Origin of the sequence: Streptomyces sp. Pv4-95 (assembly GCF_045782725.1) — a bacterium.
Lineage (GTDB): Bacteria > Actinomycetota > Actinomycetes > Streptomycetales > Streptomycetaceae > Streptomyces.
Genome location: NZ_CP127172.1, coordinates 4,928,772 through 4,946,442 on the forward strand (window position 1 = coordinate 4,928,772; position 17,671 = coordinate 4,946,442).

The 17,671-nt window shown below is 71.5% G+C and carries 15 protein-coding genes; 8 read left to right on the forward strand and 7 right to left on the reverse strand.

Going from position 1 to position 17,671, the window contains the following annotated elements; genetic code table 11:
* Window positions 1–6: 6 nt before the first annotated feature.
* Both QOM21_RS21665 and QOM21_RS21670 read right to left on the reverse strand, forming a co-directional pair.
* Window positions 7–312 (reverse strand): hypothetical protein, encoded by a 306-nt coding sequence (locus QOM21_RS21665; RefSeq protein ID WP_407552414.1) that lies wholly within the window; start codon window positions 310–312, stop codon window positions 7–9.
* 19 nt (window positions 313–331) lie between these two features.
* On the reverse strand, window positions 332–2,002 hold the full coding sequence (locus tag QOM21_RS21670; protein ID WP_407552416.1) for a sodium:solute symporter family protein: 1,671 nt from the start codon (window positions 2,000–2,002) through the stop codon (window positions 332–334).
* A gap of 290 nt (window positions 2,003–2,292) precedes the next feature.
* Here QOM21_RS21670 and galT point away from each other — a divergent pair, with 290 nt between their 5' ends.
* From galT to QOM21_RS21690, 4 genes are all read left to right on the forward strand, one after another.
* The gene (galT, locus tag QOM21_RS21675; RefSeq protein WP_407552417.1) at window positions 2,293–3,387 is read left to right on the forward strand and encodes a galactose-1-phosphate uridylyltransferase; all 1,095 of its coding nucleotides are present in this window, start codon (window positions 2,293–2,295) and stop codon (window positions 3,385–3,387) included.
* Window positions 3,384–4,358 carry a UDP-glucose 4-epimerase GalE gene (gene galE / locus QOM21_RS21680; protein ID WP_407552418.1) on the forward strand — a complete coding sequence of 325 codons (975 nt, stop codon included), beginning with the start codon at window positions 3,384–3,386 and terminating at the stop codon, window positions 4,356–4,358. Before galT ends, galE begins: the two co-directional genes overlap by 4 nt.
* On the forward strand, window positions 4,358–5,554 hold the full coding sequence (galK, locus tag QOM21_RS21685) for a galactokinase (protein ID WP_407552420.1): 1,197 nt from the start codon (window positions 4,358–4,360) through the stop codon (window positions 5,552–5,554). The genes galE and galK overlap by 1 nt, the downstream gene beginning before the upstream one ends.
* 299 nt (window positions 5,555–5,853) lie before the next feature.
* On the forward strand, window positions 5,854–6,636 hold the full coding sequence (locus QOM21_RS21690; RefSeq protein ID WP_407552422.1) for a LuxR C-terminal-related transcriptional regulator: 783 nt from the start codon (window positions 5,854–5,856) through the stop codon (window positions 6,634–6,636).
* Between the two features lie 15 nt (window positions 6,637–6,651).
* Here the strand turns inward: QOM21_RS21690 and QOM21_RS21695 are convergent, their stop codons facing one another.
* From QOM21_RS21695 to QOM21_RS21705, 3 genes are all read right to left on the reverse strand, one after another.
* Window positions 6,652–8,721, reverse strand: coding sequence for a beta-galactosidase (locus QOM21_RS21695; RefSeq protein WP_407552424.1), 2,070 nt, complete (start codon window positions 8,719–8,721; stop codon window positions 6,652–6,654).
* Window positions 8,722–8,776: 55 nt separating this feature from the next.
* Window positions 8,777–9,571, reverse strand: coding sequence for an SDR family NAD(P)-dependent oxidoreductase (locus tag QOM21_RS21700; protein WP_407552426.1), 795 nt, complete (start codon window positions 9,569–9,571; stop codon window positions 8,777–8,779).
* 76 nt (window positions 9,572–9,647) lie between these two features.
* The gene (locus QOM21_RS21705; protein ID WP_393892463.1) at window positions 9,648–10,145 is read right to left on the reverse strand and encodes a MarR family winged helix-turn-helix transcriptional regulator; all 498 of its coding nucleotides are present in this window, start codon (window positions 10,143–10,145) and stop codon (window positions 9,648–9,650) included.
* Window positions 10,146–10,300: 155 nt separating this feature from the next.
* Between QOM21_RS21705 and QOM21_RS21710 the strand changes: the two genes are divergently transcribed.
* The 3 genes from QOM21_RS21710 (at window position 10,301) to QOM21_RS21720 (ending at window position 12,754) form a co-directional block, all read left to right on the forward strand.
* Window positions 10,301–11,125: a trans-aconitate 2-methyltransferase gene (locus tag QOM21_RS21710; RefSeq protein WP_407552428.1), complete on the forward strand. Its 825-nt coding sequence runs from the start codon at window positions 10,301–10,303 to the stop codon at window positions 11,123–11,125.
* Between the two features lie 26 nt (window positions 11,126–11,151).
* Entirely contained in the window at window positions 11,152–11,529 is a 378-nt protein-coding gene (locus QOM21_RS21715) for a VOC family protein (RefSeq protein WP_407552430.1), read from the forward strand.
* Between the two features lie 202 nt (window positions 11,530–11,731).
* Window positions 11,732–12,754 carry an LAETG motif-containing sortase-dependent surface protein gene (locus tag QOM21_RS21720; protein ID WP_407552432.1) on the forward strand — a complete coding sequence of 341 codons (1,023 nt, stop codon included), beginning with the start codon at window positions 11,732–11,734 and terminating at the stop codon, window positions 12,752–12,754.
* 96 nt (window positions 12,755–12,850) lie between these two features.
* Here QOM21_RS21720 and QOM21_RS21725 read toward each other — a convergent pair whose 3' ends face one another.
* Entirely contained in the window at window positions 12,851–13,537 is a 687-nt protein-coding gene (locus QOM21_RS21725; protein WP_407552433.1) for a TetR family transcriptional regulator, read from the reverse strand.
* A 7-nt stretch (window positions 13,538–13,544) separates the two neighbouring features.
* The gene (locus tag QOM21_RS21730) at window positions 13,545–14,525 is read right to left on the reverse strand and encodes an acyl-CoA desaturase (protein ID WP_407552435.1); all 981 of its coding nucleotides are present in this window, start codon (window positions 14,523–14,525) and stop codon (window positions 13,545–13,547) included.
* Window positions 14,526–14,943: 418 nt separating this feature from the next.
* On the opposite strand from QOM21_RS21730, the gene ppc reads away from it, so the two are divergent.
* Window positions 14,944–17,631 carry a phosphoenolpyruvate carboxylase gene (ppc, locus tag QOM21_RS21735; RefSeq protein WP_407555748.1) on the forward strand — a complete coding sequence of 896 codons (2,688 nt, stop codon included), beginning with the start codon at window positions 14,944–14,946 and terminating at the stop codon, window positions 17,629–17,631.
* Window positions 17,632–17,671: the final 40 nt, after the last annotated feature.

The following is a 17,671-nucleotide window of genomic DNA, read 5'->3' on the forward strand; positions in this document are numbered from 1 at the left end:
GGTGGGTCAGGCCGCGGGGCCGTCCCCGGTCTCCTCCTGGAGTTCCGAGACCGTCGGCGGTACGGCCGGCCGCAGCTTCAGCCAGATCAGGAAGAAGAGCCCGAGGGCGAGCATGCCCAGGCCCGTCCACAGGTTGATGTTGATGTCCTGGGCCTTCTTGAGGTCCGCGTCGGAGGCCGTGATGCCGGCGATGGTGACGATCACGCCGTAGACGACGAACAGGCCGCCGATGATGCGCCGTACGTCGAAGAGTCGCGCGGCGGTCGCGGACTCGCGTTCCAGTTCCTCGACTTCGTGCTGGTAGTCGCTCATGGTGCGTTCCTCGGCAGGCTCAGAAGGAGAAGGGGATGTAGCAGACGGCGGCCAGGACGACGGCGCCCCAGCCCAGCAGGGCCGGCTTGCGGTACCACGCGTCGTCGCCCTCGGCGGGCAGCTCTTCCATACCGGGTGACCTGGAGCCGTAGACCAGGCCGGCGAGGGACGCGGCCGGCTTGGGCTTGGTGACCAGGGTGACGATCAGCATCACCACGGCGCCGACGACGAACGCGACGATCGAGGAGACGAAGTTGGCGCCCTGCTCGGAGGGGATCGAGATGATGCCCTGCTTGTAGAGCCAGAAGTAGTTCACCATCGCGGCGACGGTGCCCGACAGCAGTCCCCAGAAGCCGGCCGCCGCGGTGGTCCGCTTCCAGAACATGCCGATGATGAAGACGACGAACAGCGGCACGTTGAAGAAGGAGAACAGCGTCTGGAGGTAGTTCATGATGTTGCTGAAGGACGAGGCGATGAACGCCGTGCCCATGCCGATCAGCACGCCGACGGCGGTGACCACCCGGCCGGTCTTCAGGTAGTACCCGTCCTCGCGGCCCTTCTTGAGGTACGCGGCCCATATGTCGTTGGTGAAGACCGTGTTGAAGGACGACACGTTCGCGGCCATGCCCGCCATGAAGGCGGCGAGCAGACCGGTCACGGCTATGCCGAGCACGCCGTTGGGCAGCAGGTCGCGCATCAGCACCGGAATGGCGTCGTTGTACTGCAGCCCGTCCTTGGACTTGCCCAGGGTCGGCTCCATGACCAGCGCGATCAGGCCGGGGACGACCACGACCAGGGGGATGAAGATCTTGGGGAAGGCGGCGATCAGCGGGGTGCGCTTGGCGGCGGAGAGGTTCTTCGCCGACAGCGCGCGCTGGACCTCGGCGAAGTTGGTCGTCCAGTAGCCGAAGCTCATCACGAAGCCCAGGCCGAGCACGATGGTCAGCCAGTTCGCGCCGAGCGGGTTGCCCTCACCGATGCCGGTGCCCTCCCAGGCGGTGAGGAACGCGCCGCCGTGCGAGGAGGAGAGCGAGTCCGTCAGGCCGTCCCAGCCGCCGACGCGCTTGAGGCCGACGATGGTCAGCGGGATCAGCGCGGCGAGGATGACGAAGAACTGCAGCACCTCGTTGTAGATCGCCGAGGAGAGGCCGCCGATGGTGATGTACGCCAGGACGAAGAAGCCGGCGATGACGATCGCCACCCACTGCGGCCAGCCCAGCAGGGCCTGCAGCACGATTGCCATGGCGTAGAGGTTCACGCCCGCGATCAGCACCGAGGAGACGGCGAAGATGACCGACGACAGCAGGTGCGAGGACGGGCCGAACCGGTGCAGCAGGAACTCCGGTACGGAGCGGACCTTGGAGCCGTAGTAGAACGGCATCATCACCAGGCCCAGGAAGACCATCGCCGGGATGGCGCCGATCCAGTACCAGTGGACCGTATAGGCCCCGTACTGCGCTCCGTTGGCGGCCATACCGAGGATCTCGGTCGCGCCGAGGTTCGCGGCGACGAACGCGAGACCGGTGACCCAGGCGGGCAGTGACCTGCCGGAGAGGAAGAAGTCCAGGCTCGTCTTCACGCTTCGTTTGGCCGCGAACCCGATGCCGAGGACGACGACGAAGTAGATGGCCAGGATGGTGTAGTCGAGCCCGTTGGTGGGCAGCCGGAGCCCTTCGGCCAAGGTGATCATGGGGCACTCTCTTCGAGAATCTGGGGTTGCCCCCAGGACACAGCGGTGTGCTCGATCTGAACGAACAAAAAGCTACGCGTGGGTCCTCCGAAACTGAACACTTTTGTTGGTTCAGTTTGTTGGATAGTGATCCACTACGTCGTTTTGCCCAAGCCTGCCCCTGTATGGCGATCGGGCTGTTCCTCGGGGTGCCCCTTGATCTCCGCCGCGACTCCCTCGACATTGACGCCGCTGTTGCCTTGTGCTTCATTGTGTTTGTTTGTGTTTGGTCAGAGCGTGGAGGAGCTCCCGTGAAGAAGACGTCGACCCGGCTCGCGGACGGCAGGGAACTCATCTACTACGACTCCCGCGACGACGCGGTCCGCGACGCATACGACCGCCGCCCCCTCGACCCCGTGTCCACCGCCTCCGAGATCCGCCACGACCGGCTGCTCGGCGACTCCGTCGCCATCGCCTCGCACCGCCAGGGCCGCACCTACCACCCGCCGGCCGACGAATGCCCGCTGTGCCCCTCCCGCGACGGCCGGCTCTCCGAGATCCCCGCGCCCGACTACGACGTGGCCGTCTTCGAGAACCGCTTCCCCTCCCTCGCCGGCGACAGCGGCCGCTGCGAGGTGGTCTGCTTCACCTCCGACCACGACGCGTCGTTCGCCGACCTCACCGAGGAGCAGGCCGCCCTGGTGCTGGAGGCATGGACCGACCGCACCGCGGAGCTGTCCCAACTCCCGGACGTGGAGCAGGTCTTCTGCTTCGAGAACCGCGGTGCCGAGATCGGCGTGACCCTCGGGCACCCGCACGGCCAGATCTACGGCTACCCGTTCGTCACCCCGCGCACCGAGCGCATGCTCGCCTCGCTCGCCGCGCACCGCGAGGCCACCGGCGGCCGGAACCTCTTCGACGACGTCCTCGCCGACGAGACCGCCGACGGCCGCCGTGTCGTGCTGGAGGGAGAGCACTGGACGGCGTTCGTCCCCTACGCCGCCCACTGGCCGTACGAGGTGCACCTCTACCCCAAACGTAGGGTTCCTGACCTGCTCGCCCTCGAACAGGCCGCGCGCACAGAGTTTCCACAGATCTATCTGGAAGTCTTGCGTCGGTTCGACCGGATTTTCGGCGCAGGCGAGAGCGGGAAGGCGGGGGAGGGCGATAGCTCGCAGGGTCGGACCGGCGCAGCCCGTACGCCCTACATCGCCGCCTGGCACCAGGCGCCGGTGCGGGCCGCGGACCGCACCGGGTTCGCGCTCCACCTCGAGCTTTTCACCATTCGCCGCACTTCCGGCAAGCTGAAGTTTCTCGCGGGTTCCGAATCCGGCATGAACGTGTTCATCAACGATGTGCCGCCGGAGGCCGCGGCCGAGCGACTGCGAGAGGTAGCGAGCGAGTGAGCAAGAAGTACCTGGTCACAGGCGGTGCGGGATATGTCGGCAGTGTCGTCGCGGCACATCTTTTGGAGGCCGGCCACGAGGTGACCGTGCTGGACGACCTGTCCACCGGCCACCGCGAAGGCGTCCCCGACGGCGCCCGCTTCATCGAGGGCCGCATCCAGGACGCCGCCCGCGTGCTCGACCCCTCGTACGACGCGGTGCTGCACTTCGCCGCGTTCTCCCAGGTCGGCGAGTCCGTCACGGACCCCGAGAAGTACTGGCGCAACAACGTCGGCGGGAGCATGGACCTGCTGGCGGCCATGCGCGACGCCGGTGTGCGGACCCTGGTCTTCTCCTCCACCGCCGCCACCTACGGCGAGCCCACCGTCACCCCGATCACCGAGGCCGCCGCCACCGCGCCGACCAGCCCCTACGGCGCCGGCAAGCTCGCCGTCGATCACATGATCACCGGTGAGGCCACCGCCCACGGCCTGGCCGCCGTCTCGCTGCGCTACTTCAACGTGGCGGGCGCCTACGGTGCCTGCGGCGAGCGCCACGACCCCGAGTCGCACCTCATCCCGCTCGTCCTCCAGGTCGCCCAGGGCAAGCGCGAGGCGATCTCCGTCTTCGGCGACGACTACCCCACCCCCGACGGCACCTGCGTACGCGACTACATCCACGTCGCCGACCTCGCCGAGGCCCACCTCCTCGCGCTGGACGCGGCCACCGCCGGTGAGCACCTGATCTGCAACCTCGGCAACGGCAACGGCTTCTCCGTGCGCGAGGTCATCGAGACCGTGCGCAAGGTCACCGGGCACCCGATCCCCGAGATCGTCGCCCCCCGCCGCGGCGGCGACCCCGCCGTCCTGGTGGCCTCGGCCCGGACCGCCATCGACCGGCTCGGCTGGTCGCCCAGCCGCGCCGACCTCGCCGGAATCGTCGCCGACGCCTGGGAGTTCGCCCAGTATCTCGACCGGACAAAGGAGTCCTGATGACCGTTCACGAAGCCGCTGTCCCGGCCACCGAGCACCCGCACGGCGCACCCCGCACCGCCGCGGCGTTCCGCGCGGTGTACGGCGCCGCGCCCGAGGGCGTCTGGGCGGCGCCCGGCCGGGTCAACCTGATCGGTGAACACACCGACTACAACGACGGCTTCGTGATGCCCCTGGCCCTGCCGCACACCACCATCGCCGCCGCCTCGGCCCGCCCCGACGGCGTGCTGCGCCTGCACTCGGGCGGCGCCGAGGGCGGCGTCGTCGAACTGCGCGTCGACGACCTGCGGCCCGCCTCGGGTGGGGGGTGGGCCGCCTACCCGGCCGGCATCGCCTGGGCGATGCGGGAGGCCGGCCTGCCGGTGGGCGGCGCGGACCTGCACTTCGACAGCACGGTGCCCACCGGCGCCGGACTGTCCTCCTCCGCCGCCCTGGAGGTCGTCACCGCGCTCGCCCTCAACGACCTGTACGCGCTCGGCCTCGAACCGCTGCGGCTGGCCCGGCTCGCCCAGCGGGCCGAGAACGCGTTCGTCGGAGTTCCCTGCGGGATCATGGACCAGACCGCCGCGGCCTGTTGCACACCGGGCCATGCCCTCTTCCTCGACGCCCGCGACCTCTCCCTGCGCCAGGTCCCGTTCGACCTGGCGGGCGAGGGGCTGCGGCTCCTGGTCGTCGACACCCGGGTCAAGCACGAGCTGGGGGACGGCGCGTACGCGGAGCGGCGCGCCGGCTGCGAGCGTGGCGCGCGGGCGCTCGGAGTGAGTGCCCTGCGCGAGGTGCCGCACGCGCTTCTGCCCGAGGCGCTGCCGAAACTCGCCGGCGAACCGGTCGTCCAGGACCTCGTACGCCACATCGTCACCGAGAACCACCGCGTCGAAGAGGTCGTCGCGCGGCTCGACGCGGGCGACACCCGCGCCATCGGCCCGCTGCTGACGGAAGGCCACCGCTCGCTCCGCGACGACTTCAAGATCTCCTGCGTCGAGCTGGACCTCGCCGTCGACACGGCCGTCGCGGCGGGGGCGTTGGGAGCGCGGATGACCGGCGGCGGCTTCGGCGGCTCGGCCGTCGTGCTGGTCGAGGAGGCGGACGCGCAGCGTGTCACCGACGCGGTCACCACGGCCTTCGCGGCGGCCGGCCACACCGCGCCGCGGATCTTCACCGCGGTGCCCGGCGCGGGGGCGTGCCGCCTGGCGTAGTACGCCCCCGGGGCCCGGCCGCGGCCGCACCGGGCGGCCGCACCCCGGGCCCGGGGCGGAGCAGTTTCGCCAATCCCCTTCCGCTGTCCCACCTCGTCCGTACCCTGAGTCCAGCGCCGGTGGGGGCCGGCTACGACAAGCGGGCGAGCTGGGCTCCTCCTCGTCGAGCGGGCGAGGGGGGAGGGCGCGAGCACCGGGGTGGGGTAGTCATGCGGCACGGCGCGAGCCGTGCGGCCGAGGCGATCTTCAATACCGGCGTCGTGCCCGCTAAGGTCCGTTCACCGAGACAGGGGGTCTCCGTGCAACGCATCCGGGTTCTGGTGGTCGACGACCACCGCATCTTCGCCGAATCCCTGGCGGCCGCGCTCGCGGCGGAACAGGACGTCGACGTGGCCGCGGCGGGCAGTGCTCCGGCCGCCCTGCGCAGTCTGGAGCGTGCGGCAGCCGAAGGCCGCCGCTTCGATGTGCTGCTCGTGGACGCCGATCTGGCCGCCGTCGGCCCGCCGTTGGCGGTCGTGCCACCGCAGCCTTCCGTCCGCGACGGCGCACCGCGCGGCACCCCGCCGGCCGGCATCGCGCTGGTCTCCGGCCTGCGCACCAGCCATCCGTACCTGCGCACCGTCGTCCTCGCCGAGCGCGACGACCCGCGCCGCGCGGCCGTCGCCCTGCAGGCCGGCGCCTCGGGATGGGTCGCCAAGGACTGCTCGCTCTCCCGGCTGCTCGCCGTCATCCGCGGCGTGCTGCGCGACGAGACGCATCTGCCGCCCGCGCTGCTGACGGGCGTGCTGCGGGAGCTGACGGCGGCCCGCAAGCACCGTTCGGACAGCGAGCGGCTGGTGGAGTCGCTGACGCCGCGTGAGCGCGAGGTGCTGCGCTGCATGGTGGCGGGCCTGGGCCGGAAGGCGGTCGCGGAGCGGCTGTTCCTCTCCCCGCACACGGTGCGTACCCATATGCAGAACGTGCTCGGCAAGCTCGGTGTGCACTCCACCCTCGCGGCGGTGGCGCTCGCCCGGCGGGCCGGTGTCGGGCCGGTCGAGATCGAGACGGTGACGGCCGCGGCGGCCACGGTCCCGGTGCCCTGACAGGCCCTCCCGCGGCTATCCGCGGGAGGCCGGGCCCTCGGCGCCTTCGTCCGTTTCCGCTGCCGGCTCCGGGGCGGTCAGGACGGCGACGCCCCGGGCGGGCAGGGTGATCCGCTCCGTGGGCGCGGTGCTGCCCGCGCCGGTCGCCGCGGCGAGGGCGTCCGACAAGGGCCGGGGCAGCGCGACATCGACGGCCTCGGTCCGGTGGTTGAGCAGGAAGGTGTACTTCCGGGACGGTGCGTGCGGCCCGCCGTCGGCCTCCCGGACGGTGGCCTGGACGCCCTCCGGCAGGTCCGGCAGTACGGGCGTCACCCCGGCGTGCGCCCGTACGTCGTCCAGCAGTGCGCGCAGCGGGCCCGGTTCGAGCCGGGTGCCGAGGTACCAGACCGTGCCGCGGCCGTACGCGTGGCGCGTCACCGCGGGCCGTCCGGCGAGGTCCCCTTCGGTGAAGTGCGCGAGCGCCTCGGCCCCTTCGAGGTCGATGGCCTCCGACCACAGGTCCGCCCGCCCGGCGCAGGGCCCGCCCTCGACCGCCACCGTGCTGCCCGCCTCCAGCGGCCAGAACTCCTCCACGCGCAGCCCCAGCAGCTCGCGCAGCGGCGCCGGATACCCGCCGGGGTGCACGCGGTCGTGCTCGTCGACGATGCCGGAGAAGAACGACACCACCAGCCGGCCGCCGCCGCGTACGTAGGTGGCCAGCCGGGTCGCGTCGCGCGCCGTGAGCAGATAGAGGTTGGGCACGACCACCAGGCGGTATCCGGACAGCTCCCGGTCCGGCGGCACCACGTCGCAGGCCACGCCCGCCTCGAAGAGCGGCCGGTAGTGCGCCAGCGCGATGCGGGAGTGGTCGAGCGCGGTGGACGGTTTGGAGTCCAGCTCCAGGGCCCACCAGCTGTGCCAGTCCGCGAGCAGGGCCACATCGGCGCGCGAACGCGTCCCGGCGATGTCCGGCAGGGCCTTGAACTCCGCACCCAGGGCGGTGACTTCGCGGTGGACGCGGGTGCGGGTGCCGCCGTGCGGCAGCATCGCCGAGTGGAACTTCTCCGCGCCGCCCAGGGACTGCCGCCACTGGAAGTAGAGCACCGCGTCCGCGCCCTGGGCGACGGCCTGCCAGCTCCACAGCCGCATCGCGCCCGGCGGCTTGGGGCCGTTGCGGGGACGCCAGTTGACCGCGCCCGGGGCCTGTTCCAGCAGCAGCCAGGGCTGCCCGGAGCGCGCAGAACGCATCAGGTCGAAGGCATAGCCCGCCCGTACGTGGTCGTCCGGCTCGTGCGGGTCCTGGTAGAAGTCCAGCGCCATCACGTCCATGTGCGTGGACCAGGCGAACGCGTCGACGGGCTTGTGCTGCGGCATCAGGTTGGTGGTCACCGGCACCCCGGGGGTGCGGCGGTCCAGCACCGCCTTCTCGGCGAGGTAGCAGGCGCGCAGCGCGTCGTCGCCGAACCGCAGGTAGTCCAGCTGCTGCGCGGGGTTGGGGAAGGTCGGCGCCGCACGCGGCGGCAGCACCTCGGCGAAGTCGCTGTACGCCTGCGACCAGAAGGCCGTCGACCAGGCGTCGTTGAGGGCGTCGACGGTCTCGTAGCGCTCGCGCAGCCAGCGCCGGAAGTCGGCTGCGGAGACGTCGCAGAAGCACTGCCGGGTGTGGCAGCCGTACTCGTTGCCCACGTGCCACAGGGCGAGCGCCGGATGGCCCGCGTAGCGGTCGGCGAGCTGCTCGACGAGGCGGACGGCGTGCTCGCGGTAGACGGGGCTGGAGGGGCAGTAGTGCTGCCGGCCGCCGGGCCAGCGGCGCTGCCCGTCGGGGCCCTCGGGCAGGATCTCGGGGTGGGCGCGGGAGAGCCAGGGCGGCGGTGAGGCGGTCATCGTCGCCAGACAGACCTCGATGCCGGCGCCGGCCAGCCCGTCCATGACGCGGTCGAACCAGCCGAAGTCGTAGGCGCCGGGCCGGGGTTCGACCTTGGCCCAGGAGAAGATCCCGGCGGTGACCATGGTGACGTGGGCCGCCTTCATCAGCTTCAGATCCTCGGCCCACACCTCCTGCGGCCACTGCTCGGGGTTGTAGTCGCCGCCGAATCGGATGCCCATCGGACCCCCTGGGTCGAAGTTCACAACGCGGTTCGCGCCCTGGGCGGGCAGTGGTTCACGAGGAGTTCTTGTACACGCTCCAGCCGCCGTCCACGACGAGGTTCGCGCCGGTGACGAACGACGCCTCGGGGGAGAGCAGGAAGGCGATGGCGGCGGCGACCTCCTCGGGCCGCCCCAGCCGCCGGGCCGCGGTCTCCTCGGCGGTGGCCTGGCGCTCCTCGTCGCCGATGCCGTCCCACGCGGCGGTCAGGACCGGGCCCGGCAGCACGCTGTTGACCCGCACCTCGGGCCCGTACTCCACAGCCAACTGCCGCCCCAGGCCGGTCAGTCCGGCCTTGGACGCGGCGTAGGCCGGGCGGCCCGGCAGCCCCATCAGGGCATGCACGGACGAGGTCAGCACCACGCCGCCGCGCTGGGCGCGCAGGTCGTCAAGCGCGGCGCGGACGCCGAGGAACGAGCCGGTGAGGTTCACCGCGAGCTGCCGTTCCCAGTCCGCGAGCGGGGTGCGGTCGGCGGCCGCGACGTAGGGCAGGAAGGCGTTGCTCACGAGTCCGCCGACGGGCCCGTAGCGCTGCCGCGCCGCCTCCACCGCCCGCTGCCAGTCGTCCTCGCGCACCACGTCGCAGTGCTGGTAGGAGGCCAGGCCGCCGGCCGCCCGGATGCGCCGCGCGGTGTGCTCCCCGCGCCCGTCGTCGATGTCCAGCAGGAGTACGCCCGCGCCCTCCGCCGCCAGCCGGTCGGCGGTGGCCGCACCGATGCCGCCCGCCGCGCCGGTGACCAGGACCGTACGGCCCTGGAACCGCCTGCCGTAGGGGCCACCGGGCGCCGGGTGCGGTGGGTGCTGGCTCATGGCGCGAATCCAAGCCCACCGGCGGGCGGCGGGCAAGAGGACCTCGGGCGGGCGGAAGCCGTGCGCCCGGCGGCCGTCAGCCCGGGATGTTGTCGAACGGGCCGGTCAACCGGCGTAGCAGACCGGCCAGTTCGCTGCGTTGCTGACGGGAGAGTTCGGCCAGAATGGCCCGCTCCTGGGCCAGTAGTCCGGCCAAAGAACGGTCGGCCCTGTCGCGGCCCTCGGCAGTGAGCCTGACCAGCACTCCGCGCCGGTCACTGGGGTCGGGCAGCCGCTCGACGAGATCCTTCTTCGCGAGCCGGTCGATGCGGTTGGTCATGGTGCCGGACGTGACCAGAGTCTGCGTCAGCAGCGCGCCGGGGGAGAGCTGATAGGGCGCCCCGGCCCGGCGCAGCGCGGTGAGGACGTCGAACTCCCACGGCTCCAGGCCGACCTCGGAGAAGGCGATGCGGCGAGCCCGGTCGAGGTGTCTGGCCAGCCGGGAAACACGGCTGAGGACCTCAAGTGGTTCCACGTCGAGGTCCGGGCGCTCGCGGCGCCATGCTGCGACCAGTCGGTCGACCTCGTCCTCCATGACGATCAGTGTAAAGGGTCTGTCGATGTGGAGTCTCTTGACGTCGAGATATATTTTCCCGGACTATTGGGCATCGTCGGCGCGAGCCCGGGTTCTGCCCGAGGCGGCCTGAAACAACCTGTGCCAGCCTGCATTCCCGCAAAGGGGTTTTGAACATGCACGTCGCACCAACCTGGGACCCGCAGCAGTACCTCCGCCACTCCGAGCTCCGCACCCGCCCCTTCCTCGACCTGCTCGCCCGGATACCCGACCTGCCCCGGCGCGAACGCCCCGCGCGCATCGCCGACCTCGGCTGCGGTCCCGGAAACGTCACCGCCCTGCTCGCCGCACGCTGGCCCGACGCGCACATCACCGGCTACGACAGCTCCCCCGAGATGCTCAAGGAGGCCGAGACCCACGCCGGACCCACCGCGGGCGGCGGCCATCTCGACTTCGCCCCCGCCGACGCGGGCGACTGGGTGCCCGACGAGCCGTACGACCTGATCGTCTCCAACGCCGCACTCCAGTGGGTCCCCGACCACCCCGAGTCCTTCGCGCACTGGATAAAGGGCCTCACCCCCGGCGGCACCCTCGCCTTCCAGGTCCCCGGCAACTTCACCGCGCCCAGCCACGCCCTGCTCGGCGAACTGTGCGACGCACCCCGGTGGCGCGAGCGCCTCGACACCCACGGGCGCCGCTTCGTCCACATCCTGCAGCCCGCCGACTACCTCCAGCGCCTCACCGGCCTCGGCTGCGACACGGACGCCTGGGAGACCACCTACGTCCAACTGCTCCAGGGCGACGACCCCGTCCTGGACTGGGTCAAGGGCACTGCCCTGCGCCCCGTCCTCACGGCCCTGGAGGACGATCCCGCAGCAAGCGACGCCTTCCTCGCGGAATTCCGCGACCTGCTGCGCGAGGCGTACCCCACCGGCAGTCACGGCACGGTCTTCCCCTTCCGCCGCATCTTCGCCGTGGCCCGCAAGCCCGAAACGGCCTGAGCCGCCCCTCCCTCGGAGCTGACGCCATGATCACCGGCCTCGACCACGTCCTGCTCGCCGCGCTCCCCGGCACCGAACCCGCTCTGCGGGCCTTCTACGGCGACCTCCTCGGCATGACGGAGATCGCCAAGCCCCCGGCGCTCGCCGCCCGCGGCGGCTGCTGGTTCGAGGCCGGCACGGCCCGGCTCCACCTCGGCGCCGACCCCGACCACCGCGCCGCCCGAAAGGCCCACCCGGCCTTCACCGTCACCGACATCGACGCCCTCGCCGCCCGCCTCACCGCCGCTGAGGTCCCCGTCGCGTGGGACCACGACCTCCCGGGCCGCGGCCGCTTCCACTCGACCGACCCGGCGGGAAACCGACTGGAGTTCCTGGAGGACACCGGGGACGGCGTCGAGCCCTGAGCGGGTGTGCCGCGCTCCCGGTCGGCCCCGGGCGTACGGCGCAGCCGGGCAGTCGCGGCGGCGGTGCCCCGCCGAGCCGTCACCGGGGCACTTCGCGAACACCTGTGAGGGAGATCACGACGCGTTGATCCACGGGCAGTGCAACCTGCCGATGGGCCGATGGGTCAGGTAAGCGCCCAGGTTCGGTCCATGAAAGAGATCCATGCTTCCTCGTGCTCTGTCGGCCGCTGCTGTCCTCGCCGCCGTCTGTTCCGTGTCACTGCTCGCTTCTCCTGCCGCGCACGCGAGGGGAGCGGACCCCACGGCAGGCGGTGCGCCCTCGGTCTCGGCCACCACCGGGCCCTCGGCCGCACCGTCCACCGGTCCTGCCGAGGAGGGCTCCGCGGCCGGGCAGCCGGGCGACGCGGCGGCCTCTCCCGAGCGGGCCGAGCCGAAGCCGCCGGCGGCGACGACGTCGGCACCCTCCCCCTCCCCGACGTACACCCGCCCGGCGTTCTGCACCGGCATCCCCGAGGAGGAGCGGGGAAAGACGGAGCTCCGCGACCTCCCGAGCAAGATCGTCGCCGGGTCCGGATGGCACGGGTTCACCTATCGCGTCAGCAACGTCTCCACGGTCACGCTGCGGGAGACGGACGTGACCCTCTATCTCGGCACCGCCGACCCGGACATCGACGACGTGTCCGAACTCGCCGTCACCGTCGAGTGGTTCGACCCGCGAAGCGGCGCGTGGAAGCCCGTCGAGGGAGAGGGCGCGGAGTGGGACGACAACCAGGACTTCGCCACGGTGGGCAACCTCGAACCGGGCGACTACGCGGACGCCAGGATGCGCATCAAGATCGCCGCGAGTGCGAAGGCGGGCACGGGCTACTTCTTCACCACCGGGCACTCCTACGGCGAGGACGGCCAGTGCGGCCACGACGAGATCAGCCAGTTCGACTTCACCGTCCTGTCGGCGGGCAGTGAGCCCGGCAAGGTCGAGGACGCCGAGGGCAAGCCGGGCAGCGCGGACGGTAAGGCCGGGCCGGCCAAGGGCCGAAGCGCGATCAGCAGGGGGCACCATGCCCCGCAGGGCGGTCTCGCCGAGCTGCCGGTCAGCGGCAACCTCGCCGAGACCGGCGCGTCGAGCGCCCTGCCGACCGCGGCAGGCATCGGCGGCGCCGCGGTCCTCGCGGGCGCGGGCGCCATATTCGCCGTACGCCGCCGCCGGGCCGCGGTGAGCGAGTAGGGCAAGCGCAGGCCCTGAGGGTCGCCGGCGGCAGGGCCCACCCTCCGGGGGCCCGCCGCGCCGTATGACCGGCCGGGCGGGGCCGGGCGGCCCCGCTCAGGCCCGCCGGTGTCCGATCAGGCGGGGCTTGGCCTCCAGGCCGTCGAGGCCGTGCCAGGCGAGGTTCACCAGGTGGGCGGCGACCTCGGACTTTTTCGGCTTGCGGACGTCGAGCCACCACTGGCCGGTCAGGGCGACCATGCCGACCAGGGCCTGGGCGTAGAGCGGGGCCAGTTTCGGATCGAAGCCGCGGGCCTTGAACTCCAGGCCCAGGATGTCCTCGACCTGCGTGGCGATATCGCTGATCAGCGACGCGAAGGTGCCCGTCGACTGGGCGACGGGGGAGTCCCGGACCAGGATCCGGAAGCCGTCGGTGAACGTCTCGATGTAGTCGAGCAGGGCGAACGCGGCCTGTTCGAGGAGTTCGCGGGGATGGCCGGCGGTCAGGGCGCTGGTCACCATGTCCAGCAGCTGCCGCATCTCGCGGTCCACGACGACCGCGTACAGGCCCTCCTTGCCGCCGAAGTGCTCATAGACCACCGGTTTGGACACACCGGCCTTCGCCGCGATCTCCTCCACGGAGGTGCCTTCGAAGCCGCGCTCGGCGAAGAGTGTGCGACCGATGTCCAGCAGCTGCTCACGGCGCTCCGCGCCGGTCATCCGGACCCTGCGGGTCCGCCTGGAACCCGTGCCGGAGGAGTTCGTGCCCTTGCTGTTGCTCACGCTGCTGCCGTCGATCGCCACCCGTCAATCATGCAGCCTGAGCGGCCTTGTCCTTGCGCCGGGACTCGACGCGCGCCGCGCTCGGCCACCGGACGTCGTACGCCCAGCCCGCCTTCTCGAACCAGCGGATGAGCCGGGCGCTGGAGTCCAGCTGCCCCTTCAGCACGCCGTGCCGGGCGCACGTCGGGTCGGCGTGGTGCAGGTTGTGCCAGGACTCCCCGCAGGAGAGCACCGCCAGCCACCACACGTTCCCGGAGCGGTCCCGCGACTTGAACGGGCGCTTGCCGACCGCGTGGCAGATGGAGTTGATCGACCACGTGACGTGGTGCAGCAGCGCCACCCGCACCAGGGAGCCCCAGAAGAACGCCGTCAGCGCGCCTGTCCAGGACCAGGTCACCAGACCGCCCACCAGCGGCGGCAGCGCGAGCGAGACCGCCGTCCACAGGACGAACTGACGGGAGACGGCACGGATCGCGGGATCCTTGATCAGGTCCGGTGCGTACTTCGCCTGCGACGTCTGCTCCTCGTCGAACATCCAGCCGATGTGCGCCCACCACAGGCCCTTCATCAGGGCCGGCACCGTCTCGCCGAAGCGCCACGGCGAATGCGGGTCGCCCTCGGCGTCGGAGAACTTGTGGTGCTTGCGGTGATCGGCCACCCAGCGCACCAGCGGCCCCTCCACCGCCAGCGAGCCCATGACGGCCAGCGCGATACGCAGCGGCCGCTTGGCCTTGAAGGCGCCGTGGGTGAAGTAGCGGTGGAAGCCGATCGTGATGCCGTGGCAGCCGATGTAGTACATCGCCACCATCAGCCCCAGATCCAGCCAGCTCACCCCCCAACCCCAGGCGAGCGGCACCGCCGCGACCAGGGCCAGGAACGGCAGCGTGATGAACAACAGCAGCGTGATCTGTTCGACGGACCGCTTGCTGTCACCGCCCAGCGTGGCGGACGGAAGCGGTGTACCGGCGGAGATCGGGGACTCTTCGGCGGTCTCTGGTCCTGCGGTCATGTGGTGTCCCTCGTCGGGGGGCTCGGGGGCACGGCTACGGCTACGGGACCGTAACCTACGGTTTCGTAAGTATGGCAGCGACACCGCCACGAGCAAGGCCGTGACACCGGCCCGCACGCGGGGTGACAGCGCTGCCGACGCGGGGTGACAGGGCTCACACCAGCGCCGATAGCAATGATGCCCAGCAATCGGACGGTGTGATCCGCCGAGATTGGGGAGACCTATCCTGGGGACGTCGGACAGCGCGGTCCGCAACCCGCCCGCTAATCAGACGTGCTCAACACTGCAAGGAGCCGCACCTGTGAGCAGTGCCGACAACACCTCCGCCGACCTCGCGTCCACGCAGTCCGGCCGGTACGACCGGCCCGGCGTCGAGAGCGACGGCAGCGGTGTCACCGACCACAAGGACAACGTCGCCCTGCGCGCCGACATCCGGCGCCTGGGCGACCTCCTCGGCGAAACCCTCCTCCGGCAGGAGGGCCAGGAACTCCTGGACCTCGTCGAGCGGGTCCGCGCGCTGACCCGCTCCGACGGTGAAGCCGCCGCCCGGCTCCTCGGCGACACCGACCTCGCCACCGCCGCCAAGCTCGTCCGCGCCTTCTCCACCTACTTCCACCTCGCGAACGTCACCGAGCAGGTCCACCGAGGCCGCGAGCTGCGCTCCCGCCGCGCCGCGGAGGGCAGCATCCTCGCCCGCACCGCCGACATGCTCAAGGACGCCGACCCCGAGCACCTGCGCGACACCGCGCGCCACCTCGGCGTCCGCCCGGTCTTCACGGCGCACCCCACCGAGGCCGCCCGCCGCTCCGTCCTCACCAAGCTCCGCAAGGTCGCCGAACTGCTCGACCTCACGGACTCCGCCGAGCGACGCCGCGCCGACCTCCGCCTCGCCGAGAACATCGACCTCATCTGGCAGACCGATGAGCTGCGCGTCGCCCGCCCCGAGCCCACCGACGAGGCTCGCAACGCCATCTACTACCTCGACGAGCTCGGCCGCGGCGCCGTCGGCGACGTCCTGGAGGACCTGGCCGCCGAACTGGAGCGCGCCGGCACCGAGCTGCCCGCCGGCACCCGCCCGCTGACCTTCGGCACCTGGATCGGCGGCGACCGCGACGGCAACCCCAACGTCACCCCCCAGGTCACCTGGGACGTCCTGCTCCTCCAGCACGAGCACGGCATCACCGACGCGCTGGAGCACGTCGACGAACTGCGCGGTGCCCTGTCGAACTCCATCCGCAACTGCGGAGCCACCGAGGAGCTCCTGGAGTCCCTCCGCCGCGACCTGGAACTCATCCCGGAGATCAGCCCCCGCTACAAGCGCCTGAACTCCGAGGAGCCCTACCGCCTCAAGGCCACCTGCATCCAGCAGAAGCTCGTCAACACCCGCGAGCGCCTCGCCGGGGACACCCCCCACGTCCCCGGCCGCGACTACCTCGGCACCGCGGAACTCCTCGACGACCTCGCGCTCATCCAGAACTCGCTGCGCGAACACCGCGGCGGCCTGGTCGCCGACGGCCGCCTGGAGCGCACCCTGCGCACCATCGCCGCCTTCGGCCTGCAGCTCGCCACCATGGACATCCGCGAGCACGCCGACGCCCACCACCACGCCCTCGGCCAGCTCTTCGACCGCCTCGGCGAGGAGTCCTGGCGCTACGTCGACATGCCGCGCGACTACCGCCGCAAGCTCCTGGCCAAGGAACTGCGCTCCCGCCGGCCGCTGGCGCCCACCCCCGCGCCCCTCGACGAAGCCGGCGCGAAGACCCTCGGCGTCTTCCGCACCATCGTCAAGGCCAAGGAGACCTTCGGACCCGAGGTCATCGAGTCCTACATCATCTCGATGTGCCAGGGCTCCGACGACGTCTTCGCGGCCACCGTGCTCGCCCGTGAGGCCGGCCTCATCGACCTGCACGCCGGCTGGGCCAAGATCGGCATCGTGCCGCTCCTGGAGACCACCGACGAGCTGAAGATCGCCGACCAGCTTCTCGACGAGATGCTGTCCGACCCCTCCTACCGGCGCCTCGTCGCCCTGCGCGACGACGTCCAGGAGGTCATGCTCGGCTACTCCGACTCCTCCAAGTTCGGCGGCATCACCACCTCCCAGTGGGAGATCCACCGCGCCCAGCGCCTGCTGCGCGACGTCGCCCACCGGCACGGCGTACGCCTGCGCCTCTTCCACGGCCGCGGCGGCACCGTCGGCCGCGGCGGCGGCCCCTCCCACGACGCGATCCTCGCCCAGCCCTACGGCACCCTCGAAGGCGAGATCAAGGTCACCGAGCAGGGCGAGGTCATTTCCGACAAGTACCTCGTGCCGTCCCTCGCCCGGGAGAACCTCGAACTGACCGTCGCGGCCACCCTGCAGGCCTCCGCCCTGCACACCGAGCCCCGCCAGTCCGACGAGGCCCTCGCCCGCTGGGACGCGGCCATGGAAACGGTCTCCGAGGCCGCCCACGGCTCCTACCGCAGGCTCGTCGAGGACCCCGACCTGCCCGCGTACTTCTTCGCCTCCACCCCCGTCGACCAGCTCGCCGAACTCCACCTCGGCTCGCGCCCCTCGCGCCGCCCCGACAGCGGCGCGGGACTCGACGGCCTGCGCGCCATCCCGTGGGTCTTCGGCTGGACGCAGTCCCGCCAGATCGTCCCCGGCTGGTTCGGCGTCGGCACCGGCCTCAAGGCCGCCCGCGAGGCCGGACTCGACAGCGTCCTGGACGAGATGCACGAGCACTGGCACTTCTTCCGCAACTTCCTGTCCAACGTCGCGATGACGCTGGCCAAGACCGACCTGCGGATCGCCCAGCACTACGTCGACACCCTCGTCCCGGACAACCTCAAGCACGTCTTCGAGGTGATCAAGGCCGAGCACGAGCTCACGGTCCAGGAAGTCCTGCGCATCACCGGAGAGAGCGAACTGCTCGACTCCAACTCCGTTCTGCAGCAGACCTTCCACATCCGCGACGCCTACCTCGACCCGATCTCCTACCTCCAGGTGTCCCTGCTCGCCCGTCAGCGCGAGGCGGCAGCCCGTGGCGAAGAGGCCGACCCGGTCCTCGCCCGCGCCCTGCTGCTCACCGTCAACGGCGTCGCCGCCGGCCTGCGCAACACCGGCTGACCCCGGCACGGCACACGGCAGTCGCACCACACGGCAGCGG